The organism is Maribacter sp. R77961 (assembly GCF_044594925.1).
Lineage (GTDB): Bacteria > Bacteroidota > Bacteroidia > Flavobacteriales > Flavobacteriaceae > Maribacter.
Genome location: NZ_CP138991.1, coordinates 1,302,003 through 1,327,963 on the forward strand (window position 1 = coordinate 1,302,003; position 25,961 = coordinate 1,327,963).

Here is a 25,961-nt window from a genome sequence, read left to right on the forward strand (position 1 = left end):
AGATGGAATAATTCCACAAAAACCTAAAGCACCTCTAGCTTGGCAAAACGCAATAAAAGTTTCTTCACATCTCCTTTATCGAACTTAATTTCTGCTTTTCTATCATTTCCTGCTCCTTCAATCTTCAATACCTTGCCCCGTCCAAAACGGGTATGGTTCACCAATGACCCCTCTGCCAAATTAGGGTCTATTTCATTTGTATTCCCCACTGGTCTTGATAGTTCTGGTTTTATTTTACGTAACTTTTTTAGTTGATTTAAATTCGGCTGCCCTACAAGAGGAGGTGTACCTGCCTTGGGTTTTACCTGTCGCAGCTTGGATTTGTCTACCTCCCCAAAAATATCCGCATCTATCAACGATTTATACCGATAGCCACCATCTACCGGAGTTAAATTCTCAACATACTGCTCATCAATCTCCTCTAAGAACCGACTCGGTTCCGCATCTATTAATTTACCCCAACGATATCTATTCTGCGTGTAAGTTAAATAGGCCTGTTTTTCGGCTCTAGTCAGGGCTACATAAAAGAGCCTGCGCTCTTCTTCCAATTCGCTTCTCGTGTTCATACTCATCGCAGAAGGGAACAAATCCTCTTCCATACCTACAATATACACATAGGGAAACTCAAGACCTTTAGCCAAATGAATGGTCATTAACGCCACACGGTCATCATCTCCGGTATCATTATCTAAATCGGTAGCAAGCGCAACATCCTCTAAAAATTCATTTAAACCACCTGTAGCATCGGCCAGTTCCTTTTGCCCCTCTACAAAATCTTTTATACCGTTCAGTAGTTCTTCAATATTCTCCATTTTGGCAATACCTTCCGGAGTACCGTCTTTTTTGAATTCTAAAAGTATCCCCGTTTTTTTAGAAATATGCTCTGCTAAGGTAAAGGCGTCCGCTCCTTCGTTCATGATTTGAAAACTCTTGATCATGGTCACGAAATCCTCCAATTTCCTTTTGGTACCCGAATTTATTTTAAGGTCTATTTTAGCAATATTCTCCATGACCTCAAAAATGGACCTATCGTAGTGATTTGCTGCCACTACGAGTTTATCTATGGTAGTCTGACCGATACCTCTTGTCGGAAAATTGATGATGCGCTTTAGCGCCTCTTCATCTTTAGGGTTAATAACTAGTCTTAGATAGGATAGGACATCTTTTATTTCCTTTCTTTGATAAAAAGAGAGCCCTCCGTAGATTCTATAAGGTATATCTCTTTTACGTAAACCGTCCTCAATTGCCCTAGACTGTGAATTGGTACGATATAACACGGCAAATTCACCATTGGTCAACTGATTCTGCATCTTGTTATCCCAAATGGAACCCGCTACAAACCTACCTTCCTCGGCATCTGTTATACTTCGATGTATTTTTATGGCTGCACCTTCGTCATTTGCCGTCCATACTACTTTCTCTAGTTGATTTTTATTCTTGGCGATTATAGAATTTGCAGCATTCACAATGTTTTTAGTAGAGCGATAATTCTGCTCTAAACGGTACATTCCTACATTGTCATAATCTCGTTGAAAATTTAAAATATTACTAATATTAGCGCCTCTAAAAGAATAGATACTCTGTGCATCATCCCCCACCACACAAATATTTTGAAAACGGTCGGCCAAAGCTTTAACGATTAAATATTGCGAGTGGTTCGTATCTTGATACTCGTCTACCAAAATATACCGGAACCTATCTTGATATTTCATGAGAACATCCGGAAATCGAGTCAACAACTCATTGGTCCTTAGCAATAAGTCATCAAAATCCATAGCACCGGCCTTAAAACAACGGTCCACATAATTCTGATAAATATCCCCTACCCTAGGCCTTTTGGACATGGCATCTGCTTCCATGAGTTCCGGGTTATTAAAATAAGCCTTGACCGTTATAAGACTGTTTTTAAAAGAAGATATCCTATTCTGAATCTGTTTGTATTTGTAGATATCCTTATCCAACCCCATTTCTTTAATAATGGAAGCTATAAGTCTTTGTGAATCTTGTGTATCGTAAATAGTGAAGTTACTTGGGTAGCCAAGTTTGTTTCCATCAAAGCGAAGTAATTTGGCAAAAACGGAGTGAAAGGTGCCCATCCAAAGATTCTTAGCTTCGGAAGTACCAACGATATCCGCGATACGTTTTTTCATTTCCCGCGCGGCCTTATTGGTAAAGGTCAATGCCAAAATATTAAAGGAATCTACTCCTTGCGCCATTAAATGGGCTATTCTATAAGTAAGCACCCTTGTCTTACCAGAACCGGCACCAGCGATTACCATTAAGGGACCATCCTTATGCAAAACAGGTGCCTTCTGGGCTTCATTTAATTCGTCTATAAACGTACTCAATTCACTATGTATTTAGGAACGTGAATTTAGCCATTATAACGCGATAGCGGAAATGCTGTTATTCAGAATTATAAACAATAACTGGTAATTCCTTTCAATTTGAATATATTTAGCATCTTATTCTAGAGAAAATGCGTCATACACTATTGAGAACCTCTTTTTTTTGGCTTTTTACTATCGGAATTTTTGCTAATTGTTTAGCCCAGTCTAAACAAAGTGGCCCTGTTATAGAAGAGTTTGGTAAAGTATGGCGAATAGAAAATACGGACTTTAAAGTAGATACCACTAAAACCTACAAAGCTGTTTTTGACATCATGAACTCACCTGAGGATGTTTCGCAAAGAAATGCAAGTCTGGAAACCGCAGCTCGTTTTTTAAATATGCATGCGCAAAGTGGAGTTCCTTCAGAGCAGCTAAAGGTAGCCCTAGTAGTGCATAATAAAGCATCTAAAGATGTAATTACCTCTGAAGCTTACCAACATAAGTATAAAGTTGAAAACCCAAATGAAAAGCTCTTGCAAGATTTAATGGCAGCCGGGGCTCAGGTTATTTTTTGTGGACAATCTTCTTCCTCGAGAGGTTTTCCAAAAGAAGAGTTGATTGATGGCGTGCAGCTCTCCTTATCCGCAATGACCGCATTGATACAATTACAGGACGAAAATTATAGATTGATTAAATTTTAAACACACACTATGAAAAAATTAGGACTATTGGCTTTAGTACTAGGTGTCTTTTCCATGCAAGCGCAAGGGCCCAATCTAAGTAAGGATTATGAGGCTATAGAAAGTAAGGTTATTGATTGGCGAAGAGATATACATCAAAACCCTGAATTAGGAAATCGCGAATTTAAAACGGCCGAGAAAATTGCCAAACATTTAGAATCATTAGGTATAGAAGTACAAACGGGTGTAGCCCATACGGGCGTTGTTGGCCTCTTGAAAGGTGATATGCCCGGTAAAGTTGTGGCCTTACGTGCGGATATTGATGCGTTACCTGTAACTGAGCGTAACGATTTACCCTACAAATCTACAGTGACTTCTACTTTTATGGGAGAGGATGTAGGCGTAATGCATGCCTGTGGGCATGATACACATACGGCTATTCTAATGGGTGTTGCAGAAGTCATGTCCAAGAACAAGGATAAAATTAAGGGCACCGTTAAGTTTATATTTCAACCTGCTGAGGAAGGACCACCACCAGGTGAAGAAGGCGGAGCGTGGCTTATGGTTAAAGAAGGTGTTATGCAGAACCCCAAAGTAGATGCTATTTTTGGTCTACACATTAATTCACAAACTCCAGTAGGCACCATTAGATACAAATCTGGAGGAACAATGGCCGCTGCCCAAAGTTTCACTATTAAAGTACAAGGAAAACAAAGCCACGGTTCGCAACCATGGAGCGGTGTTGACCCCATTTTAATCAGTGCTAAGATAATTGACGGGCTACAGACCATTATCAGTAGAGAAACAAACCTAACAAACGAAGCTGCCGTAATCACGGTTGGTAAAATTAAGAGTGGAGTGCGTTTTAACATTATCCCGGAAAGTGCAGAAATGATAGGTACTATTCGTACGTTGGATTATGATATGAAGGATAAGTTGAACAAACGAATGGTAGAAATGGTTAGTACCATTGCCAAAGCCTATGGTGGTGAAGCTACCTGTGAAATTAAAGACGCTACGGATATTACCTATAATAATCCAGAATTGGTAGAGCAGATGCTACCGACCATGAGACGTGTGGCAGGAGAGGCTAACATCCAAACTCAAAAAGCAATTACCGGAGCAGAAGATTTTTCTTATTTCCAAAGGGAAGCTCCCGGTTTCTTTTTCTTTTTAGGCGGAATGACACCTGGAAACACGGAATCGTTCCCACATCATACGCCTGATTTTAAAATAGATGATAGTGACTTATTATTAGGCGTAAGAACCCTTACGGAAATGAGTTTAGACTACTTAAATAGCGACAAAACACCACGATTGGATACCAAACCGAAAGGATAATTTAAATGACTGAAATAATTGCCGTATTAGCTAACTTTCCATGGTGGGCCTATGGTATTGTTTTTATTGTATTCGTGGCCATATGGGATATTTTCGTCCAAAAAAGGCATACTATAAAACATAATTTTCCCGTAGTTGGGCACTTGCGTTACTGGTTAGAAAGTATAGGGCCGGAAATGCGTCAGTATTTCGTAGCTAATAATCGTGAAGAATTACCTTTTAATAGAATTGAAAGAGGTTGGATTTATGCCTCCGCAAAGCAAGAGAACAACTACGAAGGTTTTGGTTCTGACCGCGATTTGTATGCTCATCAACATGTATTTATAAAAAATAGAATGATGGCCTATAAAGCACCTGAAGGTCATCCCAATCTCGAAGACAAATCATTTATGCCCTGCGCAAAAGTCATGGGTGTCTATAATAAAAGAAAACGACCTTATAGACCAGCGAGTATTATCAACGTTTCAGCGATGAGTTTTGGCTCCCTGTCCGCAGCGGCCGTAGAGGCCATGAACAAGGGGGTACATAAAGCATCGGCTTATCATAACACAGGGGAAGGCGGACTTTCTCCTTATCACAAGCAGGGAGGAGATGTAGTGTTTCATTTTGGAACCGGTTACTTTGGCGTTCGTACCGAGGATGGTAATTTTTCCATGGATAAAATGAAAAAATTGGTCGCGGACAATCCCTGTATAAAAGCCATTGAAATAAAACTTTCACAAGGAGCAAAACCCGGAAAAGGTGGTGTGCTACCTGGTGCAAAAATTACCGAAGAGCTTGCAGTAATCAGAGGTGTTGAAGTTGGTAAAGATGTATTATCTCCCGCAACCCATAAAGCTTTTTCCAATGTTACGGAACTCATGCAACTTATCGAAGCTATTGCCAGTGAAACCGGACTACCAGTTGGGATTAAAGGGGCGATAGGAAAATTAGACCAATGGGAAGAACTAGCGGACCTGATGTTAAAAACGGGAAAAGGCCCGGATTTTATTACAGTAGACGGTGGCGAAGGTGGTACCGGTGCCGCCCCGCCTTCCTTTGCAGACCACGTATCCTTACCTTGGGTTTATGGGTTCTCTAGTCTATATCGCGTGTTTTTAGATAGAAAGCTTACCGAACGTATTGTCTTTGTAGGTAGTGGAAAGTTAGGTTTTCCCGCAAAAGCTGCCATGGCTTTTGCAATGGGTGTAGATTGCATTAATGTAGCACGTGAAGCCATGATGAGTATTGGTTGTATACAGGCACAAGTATGCCATACCAATAGATGTCCCGCTGGTATTGCCACACAGAATAAGTGGTTACAAAAAGGAGTTAACGTTCCATTAAAATCGGACCGGTTGGCACAATACTTCAAATCCTTCCGAAAAGAGTTTCTGGAAATTACCCACGCAGCAGGTTATGAACATCCATGCCAATTTACCATGGACGATATTCAAGTAAATGTTGATGACAACGACCTTAACAGAAGTCTAGCCTCTACTTACGGGTACAATAAAGTTAAAGTTGACTTCAAAGGTGTGGAAGAATTAAAAGACTGTTCGTATCTTGGCGGGAAATAAAACTTAGTCCTATTCTTAATCAACTTGTATCATTATGAAGAGAATTCTACCCCTTTCCATATGCCTCTTTTTATTTGTTTCAACTATACAGGCTCAGAAAAAAAGTGAATTGATTGCTCAAAATCAAGATTTAAAATACCGTTTAGATTCCATAAACCGCATTGTTTCCAAAGCGGAACAAAATGAAAAAATAAGTGTGTTAAAAGCTGATGAGCTTCAAAATCAGGTAACTGAATTACAAGCGGCGAATGCCACACTTTTAAAAAACCTGAATAGTTTTGCTGCGCTGTCCAGTCAAAATTCGAAGAATATAAACAAAACACTTGCCACTTTAGAACGTAAGGAGGCACAACTAAAGGGATTGGTAGATGGGTTTGCCAGCGCCGATTCCACGGCACTTGTCATATTGACCAATGCTAAAAAGACCTTGGGTGAAAATGCCAAGGTACAGGTAAATGAAGGCGTAGTCATTGTGTCAGAAAAACTAGACTTTTTCTTCGCGGACGGTTTGGGCACAAATCTTTTGGATACTTCCAAAGAATGGCTAACGAACGTAGCAAAACTTATTAATGCCAGTCCAAAAGCAGCCGTAACCATTACGGGAATGAGCATAACCGGTGAATTTGATGTAGCTATGTCTCAAGCCAATACCATTGCAGGAATATTAATCAAAGATAATTCGGTAAGTGGTACGCGCCTTAATGTCATGAGCGGAGATGGGGGTTTTAATGAAGCTATTCAAATAAAACTACATCCAGATTATAAGGCTTTTTATGAAGGAGCTAAAGCGGATATGAAGAATTAAATAGTGTCATGATTGTAGGGCTTATTTTGAAATAATTGACCGACGACCGCAGGTATTTTTATGAGGCTTAAAGAACTATAACGGCAAGATTACTTCATTTGATGGCAGCTTTTTGTTACTTTTTCCTCAAAATAGGACTCAGAAAACCTATTTAGCAGATTAAAGACCTTAATCCATAATATCCTCTACATTACTGTTTGTAATTAGCTATGCTTTCCATTTTGCATAACATTTTAAGAGATCCAAACGAGGGATTCGGCAAAACGATACCATTCACCAGCTTCATCCTTTTTACAAAAAATCAATTCCAAACCATTTGGACTTCCCAAAAAGTAAGCGGAAATCGTATGGTCTTGGTTAAAAACAGGAACGGAGATACGAATGGCTTTGGTATCATTAGTTAAAGAAATTTTAGAAGTCAAACTTTGAGGGTTCCATTTCAGTTTTTTGTCCGCCATTTTAGACATATAATCCCTGTCCCTTTCAGATAGAAAGTCAGATACTGAGAGTTTTAAATTTAGATTAATACTGTCCAAGAGAACCCTTTTTCTTTCAACAGATATTTCCTCACTGGATTCAATAGCTTTCGAGCTCTTAGCATTAGTTTGGTATATTTCAGTGCTATAGGCGTATGATACAAAAATATTATACACTTCGTCCCTTATAAAATTAGCGTTATATTCCTTGCCTATATATGATCTTTCATAAATTTTCATGGGGTTACTCGGATTAAGAACTAAGGTGGAATTAATAACCTTATACATTTCATTTTCCTGAGGTGTTACTAATTTGCTCGAAAGACAAGAACTAAAATTCAAGCTTAATATTGATAGGACTATAGTTTTTCTTAAACTCAATCGCATTGTACACTTTTTGACAATAACAAACTGTTGTATAAACACTTTTAAATGACCCATTACTAAACAAGGTATAGCGTTGTACTACATAACTTCTTCCACTTTGCTCCAATTTTACGATAAATATAAATATAGCCTCCTAAGGGAGTTTGGTCTATAAAAACGCCATAAGTTCCATTACCGGTATTCATAATAACTGGAAAGCTAATAAAGTGAACCGCTTTCTTCACCTTACCTACATTCTGATAATCGGCATACGTACCAATCTCATAGTTTAAAGCTTTAGGGTTATCAAATTTAGAAGCATATAATAGTACCACTTTTAAATTCATTATTTTTTTGTCTAAGCGTTTTCTATCCATTTCGGTAAACAAACTATCTAAGGGGCATTTAACTATCTCTTCTTCATTTTGATAGTTGATATAGTGGTCTAAACCATCCTTTAGGACATCACTATAATAGTCACTTGAGGCGTCGTAAGGATTGTTTGTTTCGTAATAAAGGCTTCCCTGCAAGCCCTTATTTTGGCCATAAACCATGTTTAATAGGTCATAGGCTATTTCGGAATTTGAGCTATTATAAGAAGATGGTTTTGGCTGAGATTTACAACCTAAACAAACAAGAATAACCAAAAGCCATTTTTTCTTTATGCCTACCATCTGAAATTAATTCTTACGCTTCAATGATAAATGATTTAAGAAAATGAAATCCAAGTATTTGCATGAAGATACCAATTTCCCATACTATCCTTTTTACAAAAATAAATTTTCATAAGAAATGAAGTACGAATAAAATAGACACAAACAGCCTTGTCCACACTAAAAACAGGTACCGAAATCTGTGCTGCATTTTTATCGCTATACAGCCTAATGTTATTAGCTAGGAGTTCATTATTCCATTTTATTTTCTTGTCAGCCATCTTTGACATTTCTATAATATCTCTCTCATTTAAAAAGTCAGTTACAAAAACTTCGGAATTTTGACGAATACTATCCAATAGATATTCTTTTCGCTTATAAGATAACTCTTCATTATCCTCGATAGCTTGAGCAATGTTGAAATTATTCCTGTATATTTCTGTCGTATTTGGGTAAGACACTAAAAGATTTTCTAACTCTTTTTTTATAAAGTTGTGGTTAAATTGCTTATCGACATAAGATTTATAATGAATATTGGCGGTATCTGTTTGATGTACTAAAAACGTACTATTTATAACTTGATAAACCTGCTCCTCTTGAACGTTTGCTAATCTACTTGAATAGCAGGAGTTTAAGAGTACTAATCCTAATGAAGCGCCAATGATTTTTATGACTTTTAATCGCATACTATAATTTCATTTTCTACAAACAGTTTTAAATAAAAATTACATAGAACAGCTAAAAGCAAATTCTATATAAGTTTAGGGAAAAAATTAAGCATTTCATCGATAAAGTATTATAATAATTGATGAAATTGGTCGTTCTAGAGTCATAAATTAGCTTTAACTCAGTAAATTTTCGAACATGACATCTGACCAAATATTTCAACTTTTTGCTTATCTATTACCATCGGTAGTTACAGGAGCCATAGCGTTCTACTTTTTTAGAATGCACACCAATAACGAGGAAGGAAGACGCCGCTTTCTATTACATAAAGATTCACAAAAAGACACCTTACCCGTTAGACTACAAGCCTATGAACGTATGGCCTTATTTTTAGAGCGTATGGCCTTACCAAGTTTAGTGGTTCGTGTTGCACCACTAACACAGGATAAATCGGCCTACGAAAACCAATTGATAAAAAGTATTGAAACGGAGTTTGACCATAATCTGTCCCAACAAATTTATATGACAGATGAATGCTGGAATATTATAAAAGCGGCAAAAAACGCTACTGTACAGATGATACGTAAAGCTGCTATGAGCGAAACAGAAACCGCAGACAAATTACGTGAAGATATTCTAACGGAAACCATGGAGAAAGCTTCCCCTTCTGCTACGGCCTTGGCTTTCGTTAAAAAGGAACTAGGAGAGCTTTGGTAAGAAAAGCCAATTGTAAGATTTAGTTTTAAGTGTAAGTGCAGGAGTAAATTTCGGGTCCTTAAATTATCTCCTCAGACCACAAAACTCGCAAACGACGTACTAAATACTGCCTACTGCAAACTACTTACCGAATTACTAATTACTACCTATTAAATACTGACAAAAGACTACCAGCTAATAACTACCGACTACAAAAGTTATTCATTCGCATTTGGCTCAATAGGATTAGTTTCCTCATTTTTATTTTTAGCGTACAAATAACCTCGTTTCCACCAAAGTGTCATTTTAGCCTTATCGAATATCAGCGAGTTTGTAGTTAATATGGTCGGCGTATAATACAGGTTAATAATAGCATCATGCTGGTTTGCAACATACTTTCCTATACGTATATTCTGATATTCTATACGGTCCAAAATAAAGCTTAGCATCGTAGTTAAAAGTTCAAAAGGGTTTCTGGAAGGCATACGGTTCATATAATTCACTTCGGTATGCAATACCACAACATCTACCTCTGTAGCGCCTCTCTTGATCGCTTCTTCAATAGGAACAATACTACCCAGACCGCCATCTGCATATTCACATCCATTTTTTCGAACGAGACTCATGAATGGCGTGTAATTAGATGACATCCAAATCCAGTCGCAGAATTCATCATAAGTACATTCGTCTATAGACTTATATTCCACTTGGTTCAAGGACAAATTAGAAACCGTTACCACTACCTCCTTGTTACTTTCTTGCAGTTCTTTAAACTCGGCAATTGTAAGGCTATTTCTAATCAAATCCCTAAGATTTTCACTTTCTCCAAAGGTTTTCTTTCCCCGGATAAGATTTTTAAGCACGTTCCAATGATTTATGGATATTTCATTGATGCCGTATTTTTTACGCACAACGAACGGACAATTATTGAATATCGTTTTTTGGTTTACGTTGGAGTAAATTTCCTTTATTTTATCAACTTTGCCCAAAGCCAAATGCGAAATAAGTAGACTACCTGTAGAAGTCCCTACGAATAGGTCGTACTTTTTACCGGATTCCTGTAAAAGAAACTGGGCAACCCCACCAGCAAAGGCTCCTTTGCTCCCACCTCCTGAAATAACTAATGCTCTCATGGCAAATCTAACTTGGTTTTTAAATAACGTAAATCATCACTATTTAGTTCCTTTGCTGCATTTAGAATTTCCATTTTACTGGTATCATCCTTTAATTTTTCATCCAACAAACGCCTTGCAAAGTTGCGAAATTGCCACGAATGATGATTAGCCGTCTTTATGAGTTGTCGGTAAACCGTAAAATTCATTGCATTGATATTGGCTATATATTGAAATGCCAACTGCCTCACTTCCGGATTGTAGCTCGGAAAAGTATAACCCGTTAATTCTCTTAGATACATATTTTTCTCTTCGCCGCCATATTCCGGGGTCACCAAGGCCAGGGTCAACCATAATAGAAGTACATTTTTATTTGGCAGACCAACAATATCTTTTGTGCGATTTAAATAAACACTTCTATTTTCCGGAAAATTGGCCCATAAATTCACCAAGGCCATTTCAGTGGTCAGATAACTATCATCCTCTAGAAGCGTTTCGTAACGGTATTTTAAACCTTCTGAAGATTGACGAGCACCCGAAATTCCATATAAGACTTTCGCCAAAGTTTGTCTAATAGGTACTGTGTCTGTTTTAAAAGCCTTAAAAATTAATTCTTCAGGTAATATTCGGTGGTGTTCTTTTATGAGATATTGCTTAAAGTGAACCGATTCACTAGCATTCCAATAGTTTTCATAGTTTACATCATCACTTTGAATGCGTTGAAATTCCTCTTCCATCTCAAAGACGAGATTAACGGAGGACGAAGCATTTCTTAGGAAAGATTTCATTTTATCAAAAGGAAGTACGCTACGCTCTAGCCAATCTGACTTAAAAGTAGACAAGTCCAAGCCGCTTGCTTGTTCTATTTCGTTCAGAAAATCGGTAATGGTAACATTTTTATACTGATATTTCCTTAGATAGTTATTAATTCCAAGCTTAAAGGCATCATCCCCGACCAAATCCTTAAGCATCACTAAGGTCCATGCTCCTTTTTCATAAAATGTAAGGCTACTGGCCTTATGATTGGTTAACGCCTCCCCTTCACCCTTATCCGATAGGCTTTTTAGTCGCACCGCGGTATCGAATAATTTCCAATAATAATGGTCTTCTCCGAATAGCTCTTTCTCCACTAAATACGCATAATAGGTTGCAAAGCCCTCATGTAGCCAATGATGATTGCCATCTTTTTCTGTAACTAAATTACCAAACCATTGATGGGCCAGTTCGTGGGCATTTACGTTTATATAGTTTTTATCTACAAAGGCAGTGGAATCAATTACATAAGTATCGGAAAAAATAGTAGCTGTTGTGTTTTCCATACCTGCATATAAAAAATCATGAACGGGGATTTGCTTATAATTCTGCCATGGATATGGAAAACCAATTTCTTGTTCTAAAAAATCAAAAATTTCTTTAGTATAGCGATAGGTAGGCTCTACCCGTAAACTATCTGCTGAGCTATAGTAATTTTCAATTGGTACCCCAGAAGCCGAGACCAACTGTTGTTTTTCATAATTCCCTATGACAAAAGCCAACAAATAGCTGCTCATAGGTTTTTGCATATCGAATGAAACTATATTTCCACCACTATGATTGCTTTTAATTTCAATCAGGCGACCATTCGAAATAATTGATGTTTTATTGAAAGTTGAATTAAATTTTAAGTCAAACTCTACCTTTTCTTGCATGTCATCAAAACTTGGCAACCAATGGCTAGTATACTTTCCTTGGCCTTGTGTCCATATTTGTTCGTTTCCATCAATTTTATCATCCCAACCAAAGAAATAAACCGTTTGTTTTGGAGTACACTCGTATTGTAGGACCAATTCATGATGTTCCCCTTCTTTAAATTGATGATGCACCTTAATGATACTTTCCGTGTTTTCCAATGCAATGGGCTTTCCATTCAGTAGTGTTTTAGAAAATTGCATTTGCTTAGAGTCTAAATAAACTGAATCTACATCCGCAAGCACTTCAAACTTATACGTCACTAATCCTTTAACACTTTTCTCCTGTGGAATAAGCTCTAGCGTAGCATTTGCATGGATAAAATCTACCTTTTCCTGATGCTGAGCGCATAAAAAAGAACAAAGTAAAACAAAGGTAAAGGCTAAGAGCTGTTTCATACGTGTTTACCGACAAAATCCTGTCCAAATTTAACGCTTTAGACCATTAGTCTCTTTAATACTTTATGATTAAAGCTTGTATTTTTTCGATATCACCTTTAAGTACACCTTTGGGGGTTAATAGGCTTATCCCTAAATTCGTAATATGAATGCCGGTTTTCTACAAACACCAGTTGCTTATTTAAAAGGCGTTGGCCCAAACCGGGCAGAAAGTCTACAATCAGAACTAGGCATTCACGTATACCAAGACCTCCTTAACCTTTTCCCCAATAGGTATATAGACAAAACCCAATACTATAAGGTAAACCAGCTACAAAAAAGTAATGCAGATGTGCAGTTAATTGGTAAAATAGTACATCTAAAAACGGTTGAACAAAAAAAAGGAACACGACTTATTGCTAAATTTCAAGATGATACCGGTGAGATGGAATTAGTTTGGTTCCGTGGTCAAAAATGGATTCGAGACAATTTAAAATTAAATACACCCTACGTTATTTTTGGAAAATGCAATGTATTCAATGGCGTTTTCTCCATGCCCCATCCAGAACTAGAATTGTTAAAAGAGCACCAAGAGGGACTCAAAGTACACATGCAACCCGTTTACCCATCTACTGAAAAACTTAGTAATAAAGGACTAACAAACCGTGTAATAAGTAAATTAATGCAGCAACTTTTTCTGGAAACCAAAGGCAAGTTTTCAGAAACACTATCAGATGGCATTCGGCAAGAACTAAAGTTAATTTCAAAAAGCGAGGCACTTTTTAACATCCACTTCCCCAAAAGTCAGGAATTGTTAGCGAAAGCCCAGTTTCGGTTAAAATTTGAAGAATTATTTTACCTTCAAATGCAGCTCATTGCCAAGAACATGCTGCACAAACAGCGCATAAAAGGAAATAATTTTGACCAAGTAGGCGCCTTATTCAATGAATTTTATGCAAATCAACTACCTTTTGAGCTAACGAACGCACAAAAAAGGGTCATCAAAGAAATTAGGGCAGATTTAGGAAGTAATGCTCAAATGAACCGCCTGCTACAGGGAGATGTAGGTTCAGGAAAAACCATAGTGGCCGTAATGTCAATGCTACTGGCCATAGATAACGGATTCCAGGCCTGTTTGATGGCGCCTACAGAAATTTTAGCCAATCAGCATTATACCGGTATTTCCGAATTGCTTGATGGTACTGGAATAACCTGTGAGCTTTTAACAGGTTCCGTAAAACAAGCAGCCAGAAAACCCATTCACGAACAATTAGAATCAGGAGAACTTCACATACTTATAGGAACGCACGCCCTATTAGAGGATAAAGTTAAGTTCAAGAATTTAGGTTTGGCCATAATTGATGAACAACATCGTTTCGGTGTTGCACAGCGGTCCAAACTTTGGCATAAAGGAAGCTCATCCCCAGAAGGAACTAGTGGGGCTATTCCTCCCCATATCCTTGTAATGACGGCAACACCCATTCCACGAACTCTGGCAATGAGTTTGTACGGTGATTTGGACATTTCTGTAATTGATGAGCTACCTCCTGGGAGAAAACCCATAAAAACAGTACATAGATATGATTCCAATCGTTTAAAAGTTTTCCAATTTATCCGAGATGAAATTAAGAAAGGAAGGCAGATATATATCGTTTATCCACTTATACAGGAATCAGAGGCGCTGGACTACAAAGATTTAATGGACGGTTATGAGAGTATCGTTCGTGACTTTCCAATGCCAGAATTTCAAATATCCATTGTACATGGACAAATGAAACCGGCAGACAAAGAGTACGAAATGCAGCGCTTTGTCAATGGGGAAACCCAAATTATGGTAGCAACTACCGTCATAGAAGTTGGGGTAAACGTACCCAATGCATCGGTTATGATAATAGAAAGTGCCGAACGTTTTGGCTTATCCCAATTACACCAATTACGTGGCCGCGTGGGTCGTGGTGCTGACCAGAGTTTTTGTATTTTGATGACCAGCCATAAACTATCATCAGAGGCTAAAACGAGGCTAGAAACCATGGTCCGTACCAATGATGGCTTTGAAATTGCAGAAGTAGATTTAAAACTTCGGGGACCAGGTGATATTATGGGCACCCAACAAAGTGGAATTCTCAACTTAAAAATCGCTGATATCGTAAAGGATAATGAGATACTAAAAACCGCCCGTTATTATGCGCTACAGCTTTTAAAAGCGGACCCGTCCTTAGAAAAGCCAGAGAACTTAATTATAAGGCATTCCTATGCCCAACTAGTGAAATACAAGAATATTTGGAATTATATAAGTTAATTACCTTTTTACTACAACTTGTTCAAGCCATTGGTTACGTTCAAACTCATATTCATATAAAATTTCTCCATCAAAATTCATGTATACAAGTCCAATAAAATCAGGATTGTCTTCTTGAATAAACCCTTGGGTAAATCCATGATAAAGAACAGCAAAAGTTTCTGACTCCAAATCAAATATGTGTTCTTTTGGTTGCCTTATGGGATTAGGTATTGGAATTCCACTATTCCGAAAATATTCTCTATATACCTCGGAATCCAAGACTATTGAACTGTCGGTTTGAAAATCATAAATTCCGGGATAAGATCTCAAATCATCAAAATTGGCAATCATCAAGGCCACTTTATTCTCGTGGATATCTGTCTTTCCAATTCGAGGGCCAAAAATTAAGCCTTCTGAATTTAAAACGGAATTGGAGAATATGGTTTGTCCACTTTTTAAATCAATTAAATCTAAAAGATTGAGATTCCTTCTTAAAATCATCTTATTGTCGTCAATTAAAGGTATCATCATACCTTCAAATCTGTCTTCCAAAACAATTTCAAGGGAATTTGAATCATAGACTATCAAACCATCTTGAAAATTTCCAGAATTCGATTTATCATTAAAATGAACGAACAAAAAATCGTTATTTGCCCATACGCAATACTGTGAATCTCCTACAAAAGAGGGACCGAGACTTTCAAAATAATGATTATCAATTGAACTATAGTTTCTAACAATAGGTTCAACAGCTTCACCTTCGGGACAAAAGTTAAATCGAAATGTAAAAAAAGAGTTCTCGTTAGATGCACCATGGTTTCCATACCCGAAGCATTCTTCTAAGTCAGGAAATATTTCCATATTTGTTATCGAGTTTGTTTGGCGTGTGTCTAGATTAAATGATATAATTTCTCTTTCTAAAATATTCGCTCCTTGGGCAAAAAGCAATACATTTTCTTGTCCATTTTCTTGAATGAATGCATTCAAATCCAATCCTACCAAAGAGGTCAAATTTGTAGCTACTGAGGGTTCCGAGGTAGCATGAACAAAATCAATTGAAATGAATTCCCCATTAGTAGCATCTGAAAATTCCTTCAATACAACCGTAATTGAAAAAGGAAATGTGAAAGATTCCTCTAGTTTCTCTTCAATTTCTTCTTTCTCAGACTCCTGTTCAATTTCTGGTTCTGGTTCTGGTTCTGGATCTGAAGTATCAGGACTACATCCAACTAAGAGAAATATAAGCAATAGATTAGTTAAATAGCGCATCTTTTAAATTTTTGATAAAAATAGCAAATGATTGATCTTTAATAGAGCTTAAACGATGAAATAACTTTTTATACGCCCAGCATGTTGAACATCGTAATTTCAATTTCAGTTAATTTCCAAAAAACCCCTTGTTTTAATAGATTTGTCACTTAGATTAAGAATACTATGAGCATATCAAAAACCTTATTTGACAAAGTGTGGGACTCTCATGTTGTGCACAAAATTACAGATGGCCCGGACGTACTATTTATAGACAGACACATGGTACATGAAGTAACGAGTCCGGTTGCCTTTTTAGGATTAAAAAATAGAAAAATCAGGGTAATGCATCCTGAAAAGACATTCGCCACGGCCGATCATAACACCCCAACCATAAACCAACACCTGCCCGTTGCAGACCCATTGTCCGCGAACCAACTAAAAATGCTAGAAGAAAATGCCAATGAGTATGGTATTTCATATTGGGGTCTTGGACATCAAAAAAATGGTATTGTTCATGTTGTGGGTCCTGAATATGGCATAACACAACCGGGAGCTACCATTGTATGTGGAGATTCACATACATCTACCCATGGCGCTTTTGGCGCTATTGCATTTGGTATTGGAACTTCTGAAGTAGAAATGGTTTTGGCAACACAATGTATTATGCAGCCTAAACCTAAGCGCATGCGTATTAATATTACTGGAGAATTACAATATGGGGTAACCCCTAAGGATGTTGCACTTTTCATCATTTCGCAATTAACTACTTCTGGCGCAACTGGCTACTTTGTAGAATATGCAGGTGACGTATTTACCGATATGACGATGGAAGGACGTATGACAGTTTGTAACCTAAGTATAGAGATGGGAGCCCGTGGCGGCATGATAGCTCCGGACGAAAAGACATTTCATTATGTAAAAGGTCGTGAGTTTACGCCCAAAGGCCAAGCCTGGGATAAGGCTATGGACTACTGGCAAACACTTTACACAGATTCTGATGCTATTTTTGATAAAGAACTTACTTTTGACGGTTCGCTAATTGAACCTATGATTACCTATGGTACCAATCCTGGTATGGGTATGGGTATTTCTAACGACATACCAAATGCTGATGCTGTTCAAGGAGGTGCCTCTACTTATAAAAAATCCTTACAGTATATGAAATTCGATGAAGGAGATTCCATGATTGGAAAACCTATCGATTTTGTATTTCTTGGAAGTTGCACCAATGGTAGAATAGAAGATTTTAGGGCATTTGCCTCCATCATAAAAGGACGTAAAAAGGCTAGTAACGTTACGGCTTGGTTAGTTCCAGGATCACATAAAGTAGAAAGTGCCATTAAGGAAGAGGGTATTCTGGATATTCTGACCGAAGCAGGTTTTGAACTGCGTGAACCAGGCTGTTCTGCTTGTTTGGCAATGAACGATGATAAAGTACCACCGGGTAAATTGGCGGTAAGTACTTCAAATAGAAACTTTGAAGGCAGACAAGGACCCGGATCAAGAACACTGTTAGCAAGTCCTTTAGTGGCTGCTGCGGCAGCGGTAACCGGAAAAGTTACCGATCCGAGAGAATTAATGGAAAGAGAGGCAGTTTAAAATCTTATATCTAACATCTAGAATCTATTTAAAATGGCATACGATAAATTCAATATATTAAAAACTACTGCGGTACCACTTCCCATAGAGAATGTAGATACCGATCAGATAATTCCTGCACGTTTCTTAAAAGCTACGGAGCGCGTAGGATTTGGAGATAATCTATTTAGAGATTGGCGTTACAACCAAGACAATACACTAAAAGAAGATTTTGTATTGAACGACAAAAAGTACACCGGTAAAATTTTAGTTGGTGGCAAAAATTTTGGTTCAGGATCATCCAGAGAGCATGCTGCATGGGCCGTTTATGATTACGGCTTTAGATGTGTAATCTCTAGTTTTTTTGCAGATATCTTTAGAGGAAACTGTTTAAATATTGGGGTATTACCTGTGCAGGTAAGTGCAACTTTTTTACAAAAGATTTTTGCGGTTATTGAAGCAGACCCTAAAACAGAAATAGAAGTAAACTTACCAGAACAAAAGGTTACGCTATTGGCAACTGGAGAAAGTGAGTCATTTGCTATCAATGATTACAAGAAAAATAACATGACCAATGGTTTTGATGATATTGATTACCTATTGAACATCAAAGATAAAATTGAAACTTTCGCTAAAACTACACCACTTTAAAATCTGATTTCCAATTATAGGAACACTACAATGAAAAGAAAGGTGGAAATCATGGATACCACCCTCAGGGATGGGGAACAGACTTCGGGAGTCTCATTTTCTGCATCTGAGAAATTGACACTTGCGAAATTATTACTGGATGAACTTAAAGTGGACCGTATCGAAGTTGCCTCCGCAAGAGTTTCCGAAGGTGAACTGGAAGCGGTGCAACAAATTACGGAATGGGCTGGGACAAAAGGTTATTTAGACCGTGTAGAAGTGTTAACCTTCGTAGACGGTGGAGTATCCCTGAAATGGATGGAAGAAGCAGGAGCGAAATCCCAAAATCTGCTCACAAAAGGCTCTTTAAATCATCTTACCCATCAGCTTAAAAAAACACCGGTACAACACTTTTCAGAAATAGCGGAAGTTTTTAGTCAGGCGGAGAAAAAAGGAATCATCAATAATGTATATCTTGAAGATTGGAGTAACGGAATGCGAAACTCAAAGGACTATGTTTTCGAGTTTTTAGATTTTCTTTCCACGCAACCTATAAAACGTATTTTACTACCTGATACCTTGGGTATACTTACCCACAGAGAAACGTATGATTTTCTAAAAGAAATCGTACAACGCTATCCAGAAATGCATTTTGATTTTCATGGACATAACGATTATGATTTAGGTGTTGCAAATGTTATGGAAGCAGTTAAGGCAGGTTGTCATGGACTACATTTAACTGTAAACGGTATGGGTGAGCGTGCGGGTAATGCCCCCATGGCTAGTGCTATAGCAGTCATAAATGATTTTTTACCGGAAATAGAAATCAATGTTAACGAAACATCTCTTTTTAAAGTAAGTAAATTGGTATCTGCATTTGCAGGTTTGGCTATCCCGGCGAACAAACCAATTGTAGGAGATAGCGTATTTACACAAACTGCAGGAATTCATGCGGACGGAGATTCCAAACATAACTTATATTTTAGTGACTTAATGCCGGAACGTTTCGGGAGAAAACGCAAATATGCATTAGGTAAAATGTCCGGGAAAGCAAATATTCAGAAAAATTTGCAAGAGCTGGGTTTAAAACTTAATACCGATGAATTAAAAAAAGTAACCCAACGCATCATTGAACTTGGAGATAAAAAGGAACGGGTAACCAAGGATGATTTACCTTTTATTATATCCGATGTGCTTGATACCGATGCCCATCAACAAAAAGTGTTTGTAAAATCCTATGTTTTGACCCATGCGAAAGGTTTAATGCCCTCCACTACCCTATCTGTAGAAATAAATGGAGAACTATTTGAGGCAAATGCCCAGGGAGATGGACAATATGATGCTTTTATGAATGCCTTACACAAAGTATACGCTTCTAAAAAAATTGCACTTCCAGAATTAATAGATTATGCGGTAAGAATACCACCCGGAAGCAATTCTGATGCCCTCTGTGAGACAGTTATTACCTGGTCCATGAACGAGAAAGAGTTTACATCTAGAGGCTTGGATTCTGACCAGACGGTATCGGCAATAAAGGCCACGGAAAAGATGTTGAATATAATTTAACCGGCATTTCGCTTAACGCTGTGAGCCTTAGGGTCTATGAAAGATTATAAAAAATATAATGTATGGATTATTGGTCACGAGGTTACGATGGATATTTATAATCTAACACAAAGCTTTCCAGCCGATGAAAAATTTGAAATTACTAATCAAATGCGTAGAGCTTCTTCTTCAATTCCAGCAAATATTGCCGAAGGATGTGGCAGGGAATCAGATGCAGAATTCAGACGCTTTTTAATTATTTCACAAGGCTCAGCAAGTGAATTAGCGTATTTTACCATTCTGGCTAAGGATTTAAAATATATTAAAAATGACGATTTTTTAATCATACACGATAAAGCAAACAAGATAAAAAGAAGTCTTAACAATCTTATTCAAAAATTATAAAATAAAACTAGTAATCTTAACTGCGCTTAGCGCTTAGCGCAAAGCAAAAAAGTATAAAAACATGAAATTAAACATAGCTTTATTGGCCGGTGACGGAATTGGCCCAGAAGTAATAGACCAAGCGGTAAAAGTTTGTGATGTAATAGCGAACAAATATAACCACGAGATTAATTGGAAACCAGCACTGACCGGTGCTGCCGCAATTGATGCGGTCGGAGATCCTTATCCAGAAGAAACACATGAAATCTGCGCAAACGCAGATGCTGTGCTATTCGGTGCCATTGGCCACCCAAGGTTCGATAATGATCCGTCTGCAAAAGTAAGGCCGGAACAAGGTTTATTGAAAATGCGCCAAAAATTAGGACTTTTTGCCAATGTGAGACCCACTTTTACATTTCCTTCTCTAATAGACAAATCTCCTTTGAAAAGAGAACGAATCGAAGGAACCGACTTAATTATTTTAAGAGAACTAACGGGCGGAGTTTATTTTGGAGAACGAGGTAGAAAGGACGATGGCCATACTGCTTATGATACTATGACCTACGAACGCTTTGAAATAGAGCGCTTAGCCCATAAAGGTTTTAAAATGGCCATGAAACGTTCCAAAAAACTTTGTTGCGTAGATAAAGCGAATGTTTTAGAGTCATCCCGATTATGGCGAGAAACTGTTCAAGCCATGGAAAAAGAATACCCTGAAGTGGAAGTATCCTATGAATTTGTAGACGCCGTAGCTATGCGATTGGTGCAATGGCCAAGTGCCTATGATGTGATGATTACTGCTAACCTTTTTGGAGATATTTTAACGGATGAAGCCTCCGTAATTTCCGGTTCTATGGGATTAATGCCATCCTCTTCCGTAGGAAGCAAGGTTTCGTTATACGAACCGATTCACGGTTCTTACCCACAAGCAGCAGGTAAAGATATTGCGAATCCATTGGCAACAGTGCTATCCGCAGCCATGTTATTTGAAGATATGGACTTACCACAAGAAGCGCAGGCCATTAGGGATGTTGTAAATAAATCACTTGCTGAGGGTGTGGTTACCGAGGATTTAGCTGAAGGTGCAAAGGCCTACAAAACTAGCGAGGTCGGCGATTGGTTAGCGGCGAATATATAGCCCTAACGAGAAAAGAAATAAGAAGCATCTCTTGGAACATATATGTTTTGAGCGATGCTTTTTTATAGTGGAATCACAGCTGAGAAAAAGATTCCAAAATTATTTGAAAATAACTTTAATACTCTTGGTAAGTCTTACTATATACTTTAGCAACTATCTCGTAAACATCAGGGATTACAGTTTGTGCCAGTCTAGAGTTTCCATTAAGTAAGACACAAATACCTAAATCATCCTCAGGATAGAGGGCAATTTCATTTCTATAGTTATTTACACTACCACCATGGTGCCAGATGGTTTTTTCATGTTGTGATTCCTTCCTTTTTAACTGATGGATTCTCCAACCATATCCGTAATGAGATTTTAAATGATCAGGCCAACGTTGATAATATTTGTTATTGTAGTTAACCTCAATAAACGGATTAAAAACTTGTTCAATCGTTTTGGATTTCAATACCTTGGGCCGATGTCCCAATAGGAAACGCATCCATTTTGCCATGTCATTAGAGCTTGCATTAATACCTCCCGCAACTACTGCGTTATAGTACTTATCGGTCAAAACTAAACTGTGCCAACCGTTTTTTCTCCTCGAATGTGGCAGTGCTACATTCTCTGCGTTAACCAAATCCTTATGCTCCATGGAAACCGATGTCATCCCCAACGGTTCAAAAAACCTATTTTTCAAAAGCGTATTTACCTCTTGTCCGGTTACCTTTTTAACTACCTCCTGGCTAAGGGAAAACATTGCATTTTGATAACTATATATGGTTCCAGGATTACTAAGAGGTTCCACATCTTTAAAACGTTCGGTAATTTTTTCTACTGGAATTCCTGCTTCTACCAAATTAGTATAACTGTGATATGGCGTACCTGTAGTATGGGAAAGAACATGTGAGAGCTTTATCTTTCTGGTATTAACACTATCACCAAATTGAAAATTTGGAAGGTGCTCAACAACCCTATCCTCCCAATCCAATTTTCCATCCTCTTGCAAACTCGCCACCAACACTCCGGCAAATCCTTTTGATAGGGAACCTAATCGAAATATGGTTTCGCCATCAATTTTAGTGTTTTTATCAATAGAACGTTTACCAAATCCGTCTGACAATAATATAGAATCTCCATATACAATACTAACCCCTGCGCCAACAATTTGTCCTTCCTCTATGGCTTCTTGAAAATAGTCTTGCAATTCGCTATTTAAGTTCTCCTTAAACAACTTAAACCGTTTTACGGATTCATCATCCAACGTGGTTTTTATAGTATGTGTATTGGTTTTGAGGATAGTATCAGAACTAACAGCTATAAAAGAGGATACCACCAAATAAGTCAGTACACCTGTAAGGATAATTCCAACAATTTTAAGTCTACTTAAAGAAATCACATGAACAGGCTTAATAGGATACATTTTATGACCGATAGTTTGTTATAAACTAAAAATCAGTATGGATTATTGCCTTTGCAAATAATTTATATAGTATTAACTACGAACTGTTTACAAAACTTTATTATAAAATATAATCCGTGCTTACAAAGTTGGATAATTTTGTTTCCAACAATTGCTGAATGGTCTCATTATTCAAATCATTGTCTTTGAAGGCTACAAATGTTCGAATTGAAAAAGACCGCAAAGCATCGTGAACGCTTAATGTTGCCTGTGCTGAATCTTTTCTTCCTGTAAAGGGATAAACGTCCGGTCCACGCTGACAAGAACTATTTAAATTAACTCTACACACCAAGTTTACCAAAGTATCTATTAAAGGCGCAAGTGCATACACATCCTTACCAAAAAGGCTTACCTGTTGTCCATAATTACTTTCTGCCATATCATCCAGAGGCTCCTCAATATCAGAAAACGGAACTACTGGTATTACCGGACCAAATTGCTCTTCTTGATAGACGCGCATATCTTTTGTTACCGGAAACAAAACTGCTGGCCAAATATAATTTTCCGTTCGCTGTCCCCCTTTTTCGTTCATGATCTTAGCTCCTTTTGCTAAGGCATCATCAATTAATTCCTGAATATAGTCGGGTTTCTGTGGTTCCGGAAGTGGCGTCAGTTTTACACCTTCATCCCACGGATTACCAAATTTTAAATCATCTATTGCAGCACTGAAATTCTTTAAAAATACATCCTGTGCCTCATTATGCACGTATACAACTTTTAGGGCCGTACAACGTTGCCCGTTAAAAGAAGTTGTTCCTGCAACGACTTCGTTCACGGTTAAGTCCATATCTGCATCAGGCAGAATAATAGCGGGGTTTTTTGCCTCAAGACCTAAGACTAAACGTAGTCTATTGCTTTTTGGATGTTGTTCTTGTAGTGCGTTTGCAGACTTACTATTTCCTATTAAAGCTAAAACATCAATTTTCCCTGTTTTCATTATTGGAGCAGCTACTGCCCTACCACGCCCAAAAATTATATTGACCACTCCTTTAGGAAAACTACTTTGAAAGGCCTCCAGCAATGGCGTTATTAAGAGCACGCCATGCTTTGCTGGTTTAAAAATGGTAGTATTCCCCATAATAATTGCGGGAATCAACAAGGCGAACGTCTCATTAAGGGGATAATTATAAGGTCCCAAACAAAGCACCACACCTAAAGGACCACGTTTAATATGCGCATAAACACCATCTTGCTTTTGAAATTTAGCTGCGTCCCTATCCAGCTGTTTATAATCTTCTATAGTATCTTCAATATACTCAATGGTACGATCAAATTCCTTTTGAGAATCTGGTAAAGACTTTCCAATTTCCCACATCAATAACTTTACCACCTCTTCTCGCTTGGTTTTCATTTTAGCAACAAAAACCTCCATACATTCAATACGGTCTTTTACGTGCATGGTTGGCCACACTCCTTGTCCTTTGCCGTAGGCTCCCAATGCAGCATCCAGAGCATCTAAAGCTTCCTTCTCCTGCATATCCGGAATACTTCCCAAGAGCGTAGGTTTGTAATCCTTTGTAGAAGAAATGGTAGAAAAAACCTCAGTCGTATTACCACTCCAAGATTTTAGTTCACCATTTACCAAATAGGTTCGTTGTTCTATCGTATTCGTTATTTGAAATTCTTCAGGAATAGTCATATTTGTGTGCTATTATAAATTAAACTAAATATTGATATAGGTCTGGTTTATCGTTCAAATAATCGCCAAAAAAGCTGTTCTCTTTCATTCTACGTACCAAGGGTTCCAAGTCGGATGCGGACTTCAATTCAATACCCACAACTGCCGGGGCGTTCTCTTTACTCGATTTTTTAGAATATTCGAAATGCGTAATATCATCTGTTGGGCCTAGGATTTCTGCAACGAATTCTTTTAGGGCACCAGGTCGTTGTGGAAACCGGACAATGAAATAATGTTTTAAATTACCGTAAAGTAAGGCGCGTTCTTTTATCTCTGCCGTTCTTGTAATATCATTGTTGCTTCCCCCAATAATGCACACGACGTTTTCACCTTTAAGCGCTTCAGAAAACATATCAAGTGCAGCGATACTTAAGGCTCCGGCCGGCTCAACGACGATAGCATCCCTATTGTACAAGTCCAGTATTGTCTGACACACCTTTCCTTCTGGAACCGTTACCATCTTATACAATTTATCTTTACATATAGAAAAGGTTAGGTCCCCGACCCTTTTAACAGCTGCGCCATCAATGAATTTATCAATTATCTCTAGTGTGGTGTTCGTATTGTTTTTGATAGATGTTTTCATCGAAGGTGCCCCTTCTGGTTCAACTCCGATTATCTTGGTATTTGGCGACAGTTCATTAAAAACTCCAATTAATCCAGAAGCCAATCCGCCACCACCAACAGCGACAAAAATATAGTCTATGGCTTTCTTCGTTTGTTCTATAAGTTCTAAACCTACCGTTCCTTGTCCTTCAATAACTTTGGCGTCGTCGAAAGGATGTATAAAGGTCATATCCGCTTTTTCGCCATACTTATGAGCAGCCAGGTAAGCATCGTCGAAAGTATCTCCTTCTAGAATTACCGTAACCCAAGATTCCCCAAACATTTTTGTTTGCTCAACTTTTTGTTTTGGTGTAACCGCAGGCATAAATATAGTAGCTTTTATTCCAAGGTGATTACAAGCAAAAGCCACACCTTGGGCATGGTTTCCCGCACTTGCACATACTACTCCTCTTTTATGCTGTTCTTCTGGAAGCGTGCTTATTTTATTAAATGCCCCTCTAATTTTATAGGAACGCACTCGGTGCAAATCTTCTCTTTTTAAGAAAATATCGGCATCATAATACTTTGAGAGTCGAATACTATGCATAAGCGGCGTTACCTCCGTTACCTGTCGGATGATTACCGCCGCTTTTTTTATGTCCTCTATTTTAGGGAAATATTCCATGATATGCACCCT

21 protein-coding genes are annotated in these 25,961 nt (G+C 37.9%); 11 read left to right on the forward strand and 10 right to left on the reverse strand.

Features of this window, described 5'->3' with window-relative positions; all coding sequences use genetic code 11:
- Nucleotides 1–23: 23 nt before the first annotated feature.
- Nucleotides 24–2,348 carry an ATP-dependent helicase gene (locus SJY09_RS05735; protein ID WP_396638004.1) on the reverse strand — a complete coding sequence of 775 codons (2,325 nt, stop codon included), beginning with the start codon at nt 2,346–2,348 and terminating at the stop codon, nt 24–26.
- 131 nt (nt 2,349–2,479) lie between these two features.
- On the opposite strand from SJY09_RS05735, the gene SJY09_RS05740 reads away from it, so the two are divergent.
- The 4 genes from SJY09_RS05740 to SJY09_RS05755 are packed head-to-tail and all read left to right on the forward strand — an operon-like array spanning nt 2,480 to nt 6,715.
- The gene (locus tag SJY09_RS05740; protein WP_396638005.1) at nt 2,480–3,031 is read left to right on the forward strand and encodes a DsrE family protein; all 552 of its coding nucleotides are present in this window, start codon (nt 2,480–2,482) and stop codon (nt 3,029–3,031) included.
- A 9-nt stretch (nt 3,032–3,040) separates the two neighbouring features.
- Complete coding sequence (locus SJY09_RS05745; RefSeq protein ID WP_396638006.1) at nt 3,041–4,351, forward strand: amidohydrolase; 1,311 nt, start codon at nt 3,041–3,043, stop codon at nt 4,349–4,351.
- 5 nt (nt 4,352–4,356) lie between these two features.
- Nucleotides 4,357–5,910, forward strand: coding sequence for an FMN-binding glutamate synthase family protein (locus SJY09_RS05750; RefSeq protein ID WP_396638007.1), 1,554 nt, complete (start codon nt 4,357–4,359; stop codon nt 5,908–5,910).
- A 34-nt stretch (nt 5,911–5,944) separates the two neighbouring features.
- Nucleotides 5,945–6,715: a hypothetical protein gene (locus SJY09_RS05755; RefSeq protein WP_396638008.1), complete on the forward strand. Its 771-nt coding sequence runs from the start codon at nt 5,945–5,947 to the stop codon at nt 6,713–6,715.
- Nucleotides 6,716–6,948: 233 nt separating this feature from the next.
- On the opposite strand, the gene SJY09_RS05760 is transcribed toward SJY09_RS05755, so the two are convergent.
- The 3 genes from SJY09_RS05760 to SJY09_RS05770 form a co-directional block, all read right to left on the reverse strand.
- Entirely contained in the window at nt 6,949–7,431 is a 483-nt protein-coding gene (locus SJY09_RS05760) for a hypothetical protein (protein ID WP_396638009.1), read from the reverse strand.
- A gap of 203 nt (nt 7,432–7,634) precedes the next feature.
- Nucleotides 7,635–8,231: a hypothetical protein gene (locus tag SJY09_RS05765; RefSeq protein ID WP_396638010.1), complete on the reverse strand. Its 597-nt coding sequence runs from the start codon at nt 8,229–8,231 to the stop codon at nt 7,635–7,637.
- Between the two features lie 35 nt (nt 8,232–8,266).
- Nucleotides 8,267–8,896, reverse strand: coding sequence for a hypothetical protein (locus tag SJY09_RS05770; protein ID WP_396638011.1), 630 nt, complete (start codon nt 8,894–8,896; stop codon nt 8,267–8,269).
- Between the two features lie 178 nt (nt 8,897–9,074).
- On the opposite strand from SJY09_RS05770, the gene SJY09_RS05775 reads away from it, so the two are divergent.
- The gene (locus SJY09_RS05775; protein WP_396638012.1) at nt 9,075–9,593 is read left to right on the forward strand and encodes a hypothetical protein; all 519 of its coding nucleotides are present in this window, start codon (nt 9,075–9,077) and stop codon (nt 9,591–9,593) included.
- A 197-nt stretch (nt 9,594–9,790) separates the two neighbouring features.
- Here SJY09_RS05775 and SJY09_RS05780 read toward each other — a convergent pair whose 3' ends face one another.
- Nucleotides 9,791–10,705, reverse strand: coding sequence for a patatin family protein (locus tag SJY09_RS05780; protein WP_396638013.1), 915 nt, complete (start codon nt 10,703–10,705; stop codon nt 9,791–9,793).
- The gene (locus SJY09_RS05785) at nt 10,702–12,810 is read right to left on the reverse strand and encodes a M1 family metallopeptidase (RefSeq protein WP_396638014.1); all 2,109 of its coding nucleotides are present in this window, start codon (nt 12,808–12,810) and stop codon (nt 10,702–10,704) included. Before SJY09_RS05785 ends, SJY09_RS05780 begins: the two co-directional genes overlap by 4 nt.
- 145 nt (nt 12,811–12,955) lie before the next feature.
- On the opposite strand from SJY09_RS05785, the gene recG reads away from it, so the two are divergent.
- Entirely contained in the window at nt 12,956–15,088 is a 2,133-nt protein-coding gene (gene recG / locus SJY09_RS05790; protein WP_396638015.1) for an ATP-dependent DNA helicase RecG, read from the forward strand.
- Here the strand turns inward: recG and SJY09_RS05795 are convergent, their stop codons facing one another.
- The gene (locus SJY09_RS05795; protein WP_396638016.1) at nt 15,089–16,339 is read right to left on the reverse strand and encodes a hypothetical protein; all 1,251 of its coding nucleotides are present in this window, start codon (nt 16,337–16,339) and stop codon (nt 15,089–15,091) included. It lies immediately after the preceding gene.
- 171 nt (nt 16,340–16,510) lie between these two features.
- Between SJY09_RS05795 and leuC the strand changes: the two genes are divergently transcribed.
- The 5 genes from leuC (at nt 16,511) to leuB (ending at nt 21,596) form a co-directional block, all read left to right on the forward strand.
- The gene (leuC, locus tag SJY09_RS05800) at nt 16,511–17,920 is read left to right on the forward strand and encodes a 3-isopropylmalate dehydratase large subunit (protein ID WP_396638600.1); all 1,410 of its coding nucleotides are present in this window, start codon (nt 16,511–16,513) and stop codon (nt 17,918–17,920) included.
- Between the two features lie 33 nt (nt 17,921–17,953).
- Entirely contained in the window at nt 17,954–18,550 is a 597-nt protein-coding gene (leuD, locus tag SJY09_RS05805) for a 3-isopropylmalate dehydratase small subunit (protein WP_396638017.1), read from the forward strand.
- 30 nt (nt 18,551–18,580) lie between these two features.
- Nucleotides 18,581–20,095 (forward strand): alpha-isopropylmalate synthase regulatory domain-containing protein, encoded by a 1,515-nt coding sequence (locus SJY09_RS05810; protein ID WP_396638018.1) that lies wholly within the window; start codon nt 18,581–18,583, stop codon nt 20,093–20,095.
- 36 nt (nt 20,096–20,131) lie between these two features.
- Nucleotides 20,132–20,479: a four helix bundle protein gene (locus SJY09_RS05815; protein WP_396638019.1), complete on the forward strand. Its 348-nt coding sequence runs from the start codon at nt 20,132–20,134 to the stop codon at nt 20,477–20,479.
- Between the two features lie 61 nt (nt 20,480–20,540).
- A complete protein-coding gene (leuB, locus tag SJY09_RS05820; protein WP_396638020.1) occupies nt 20,541–21,596 on the forward strand; it encodes a 3-isopropylmalate dehydrogenase in 1,056 nt (351 codons plus the stop codon).
- A gap of 115 nt (nt 21,597–21,711) precedes the next feature.
- Here leuB and SJY09_RS05825 read toward each other — a convergent pair whose 3' ends face one another.
- The 3 genes from SJY09_RS05825 to ilvA all read right to left on the reverse strand — a co-directional run bounded on the left by SJY09_RS05825 (nt 21,712) and on the right by ilvA (nt 25,949).
- Complete coding sequence (locus tag SJY09_RS05825) at nt 21,712–23,001, reverse strand: serine hydrolase domain-containing protein (RefSeq protein WP_396638021.1); 1,290 nt, start codon at nt 22,999–23,001, stop codon at nt 21,712–21,714.
- Between the two features lie 100 nt (nt 23,002–23,101).
- On the reverse strand, nt 23,102–24,679 hold the full coding sequence (locus tag SJY09_RS05830; protein WP_396638022.1) for an NADP-dependent glyceraldehyde-3-phosphate dehydrogenase: 1,578 nt from the start codon (nt 24,677–24,679) through the stop codon (nt 23,102–23,104).
- Between the two features lie 19 nt (nt 24,680–24,698).
- A complete protein-coding gene (ilvA, locus tag SJY09_RS05835) occupies nt 24,699–25,949 on the reverse strand; it encodes a threonine ammonia-lyase IlvA (RefSeq protein WP_396638023.1) in 1,251 nt (416 codons plus the stop codon).
- Nucleotides 25,950–25,961 lie beyond the last annotated feature (12 nt).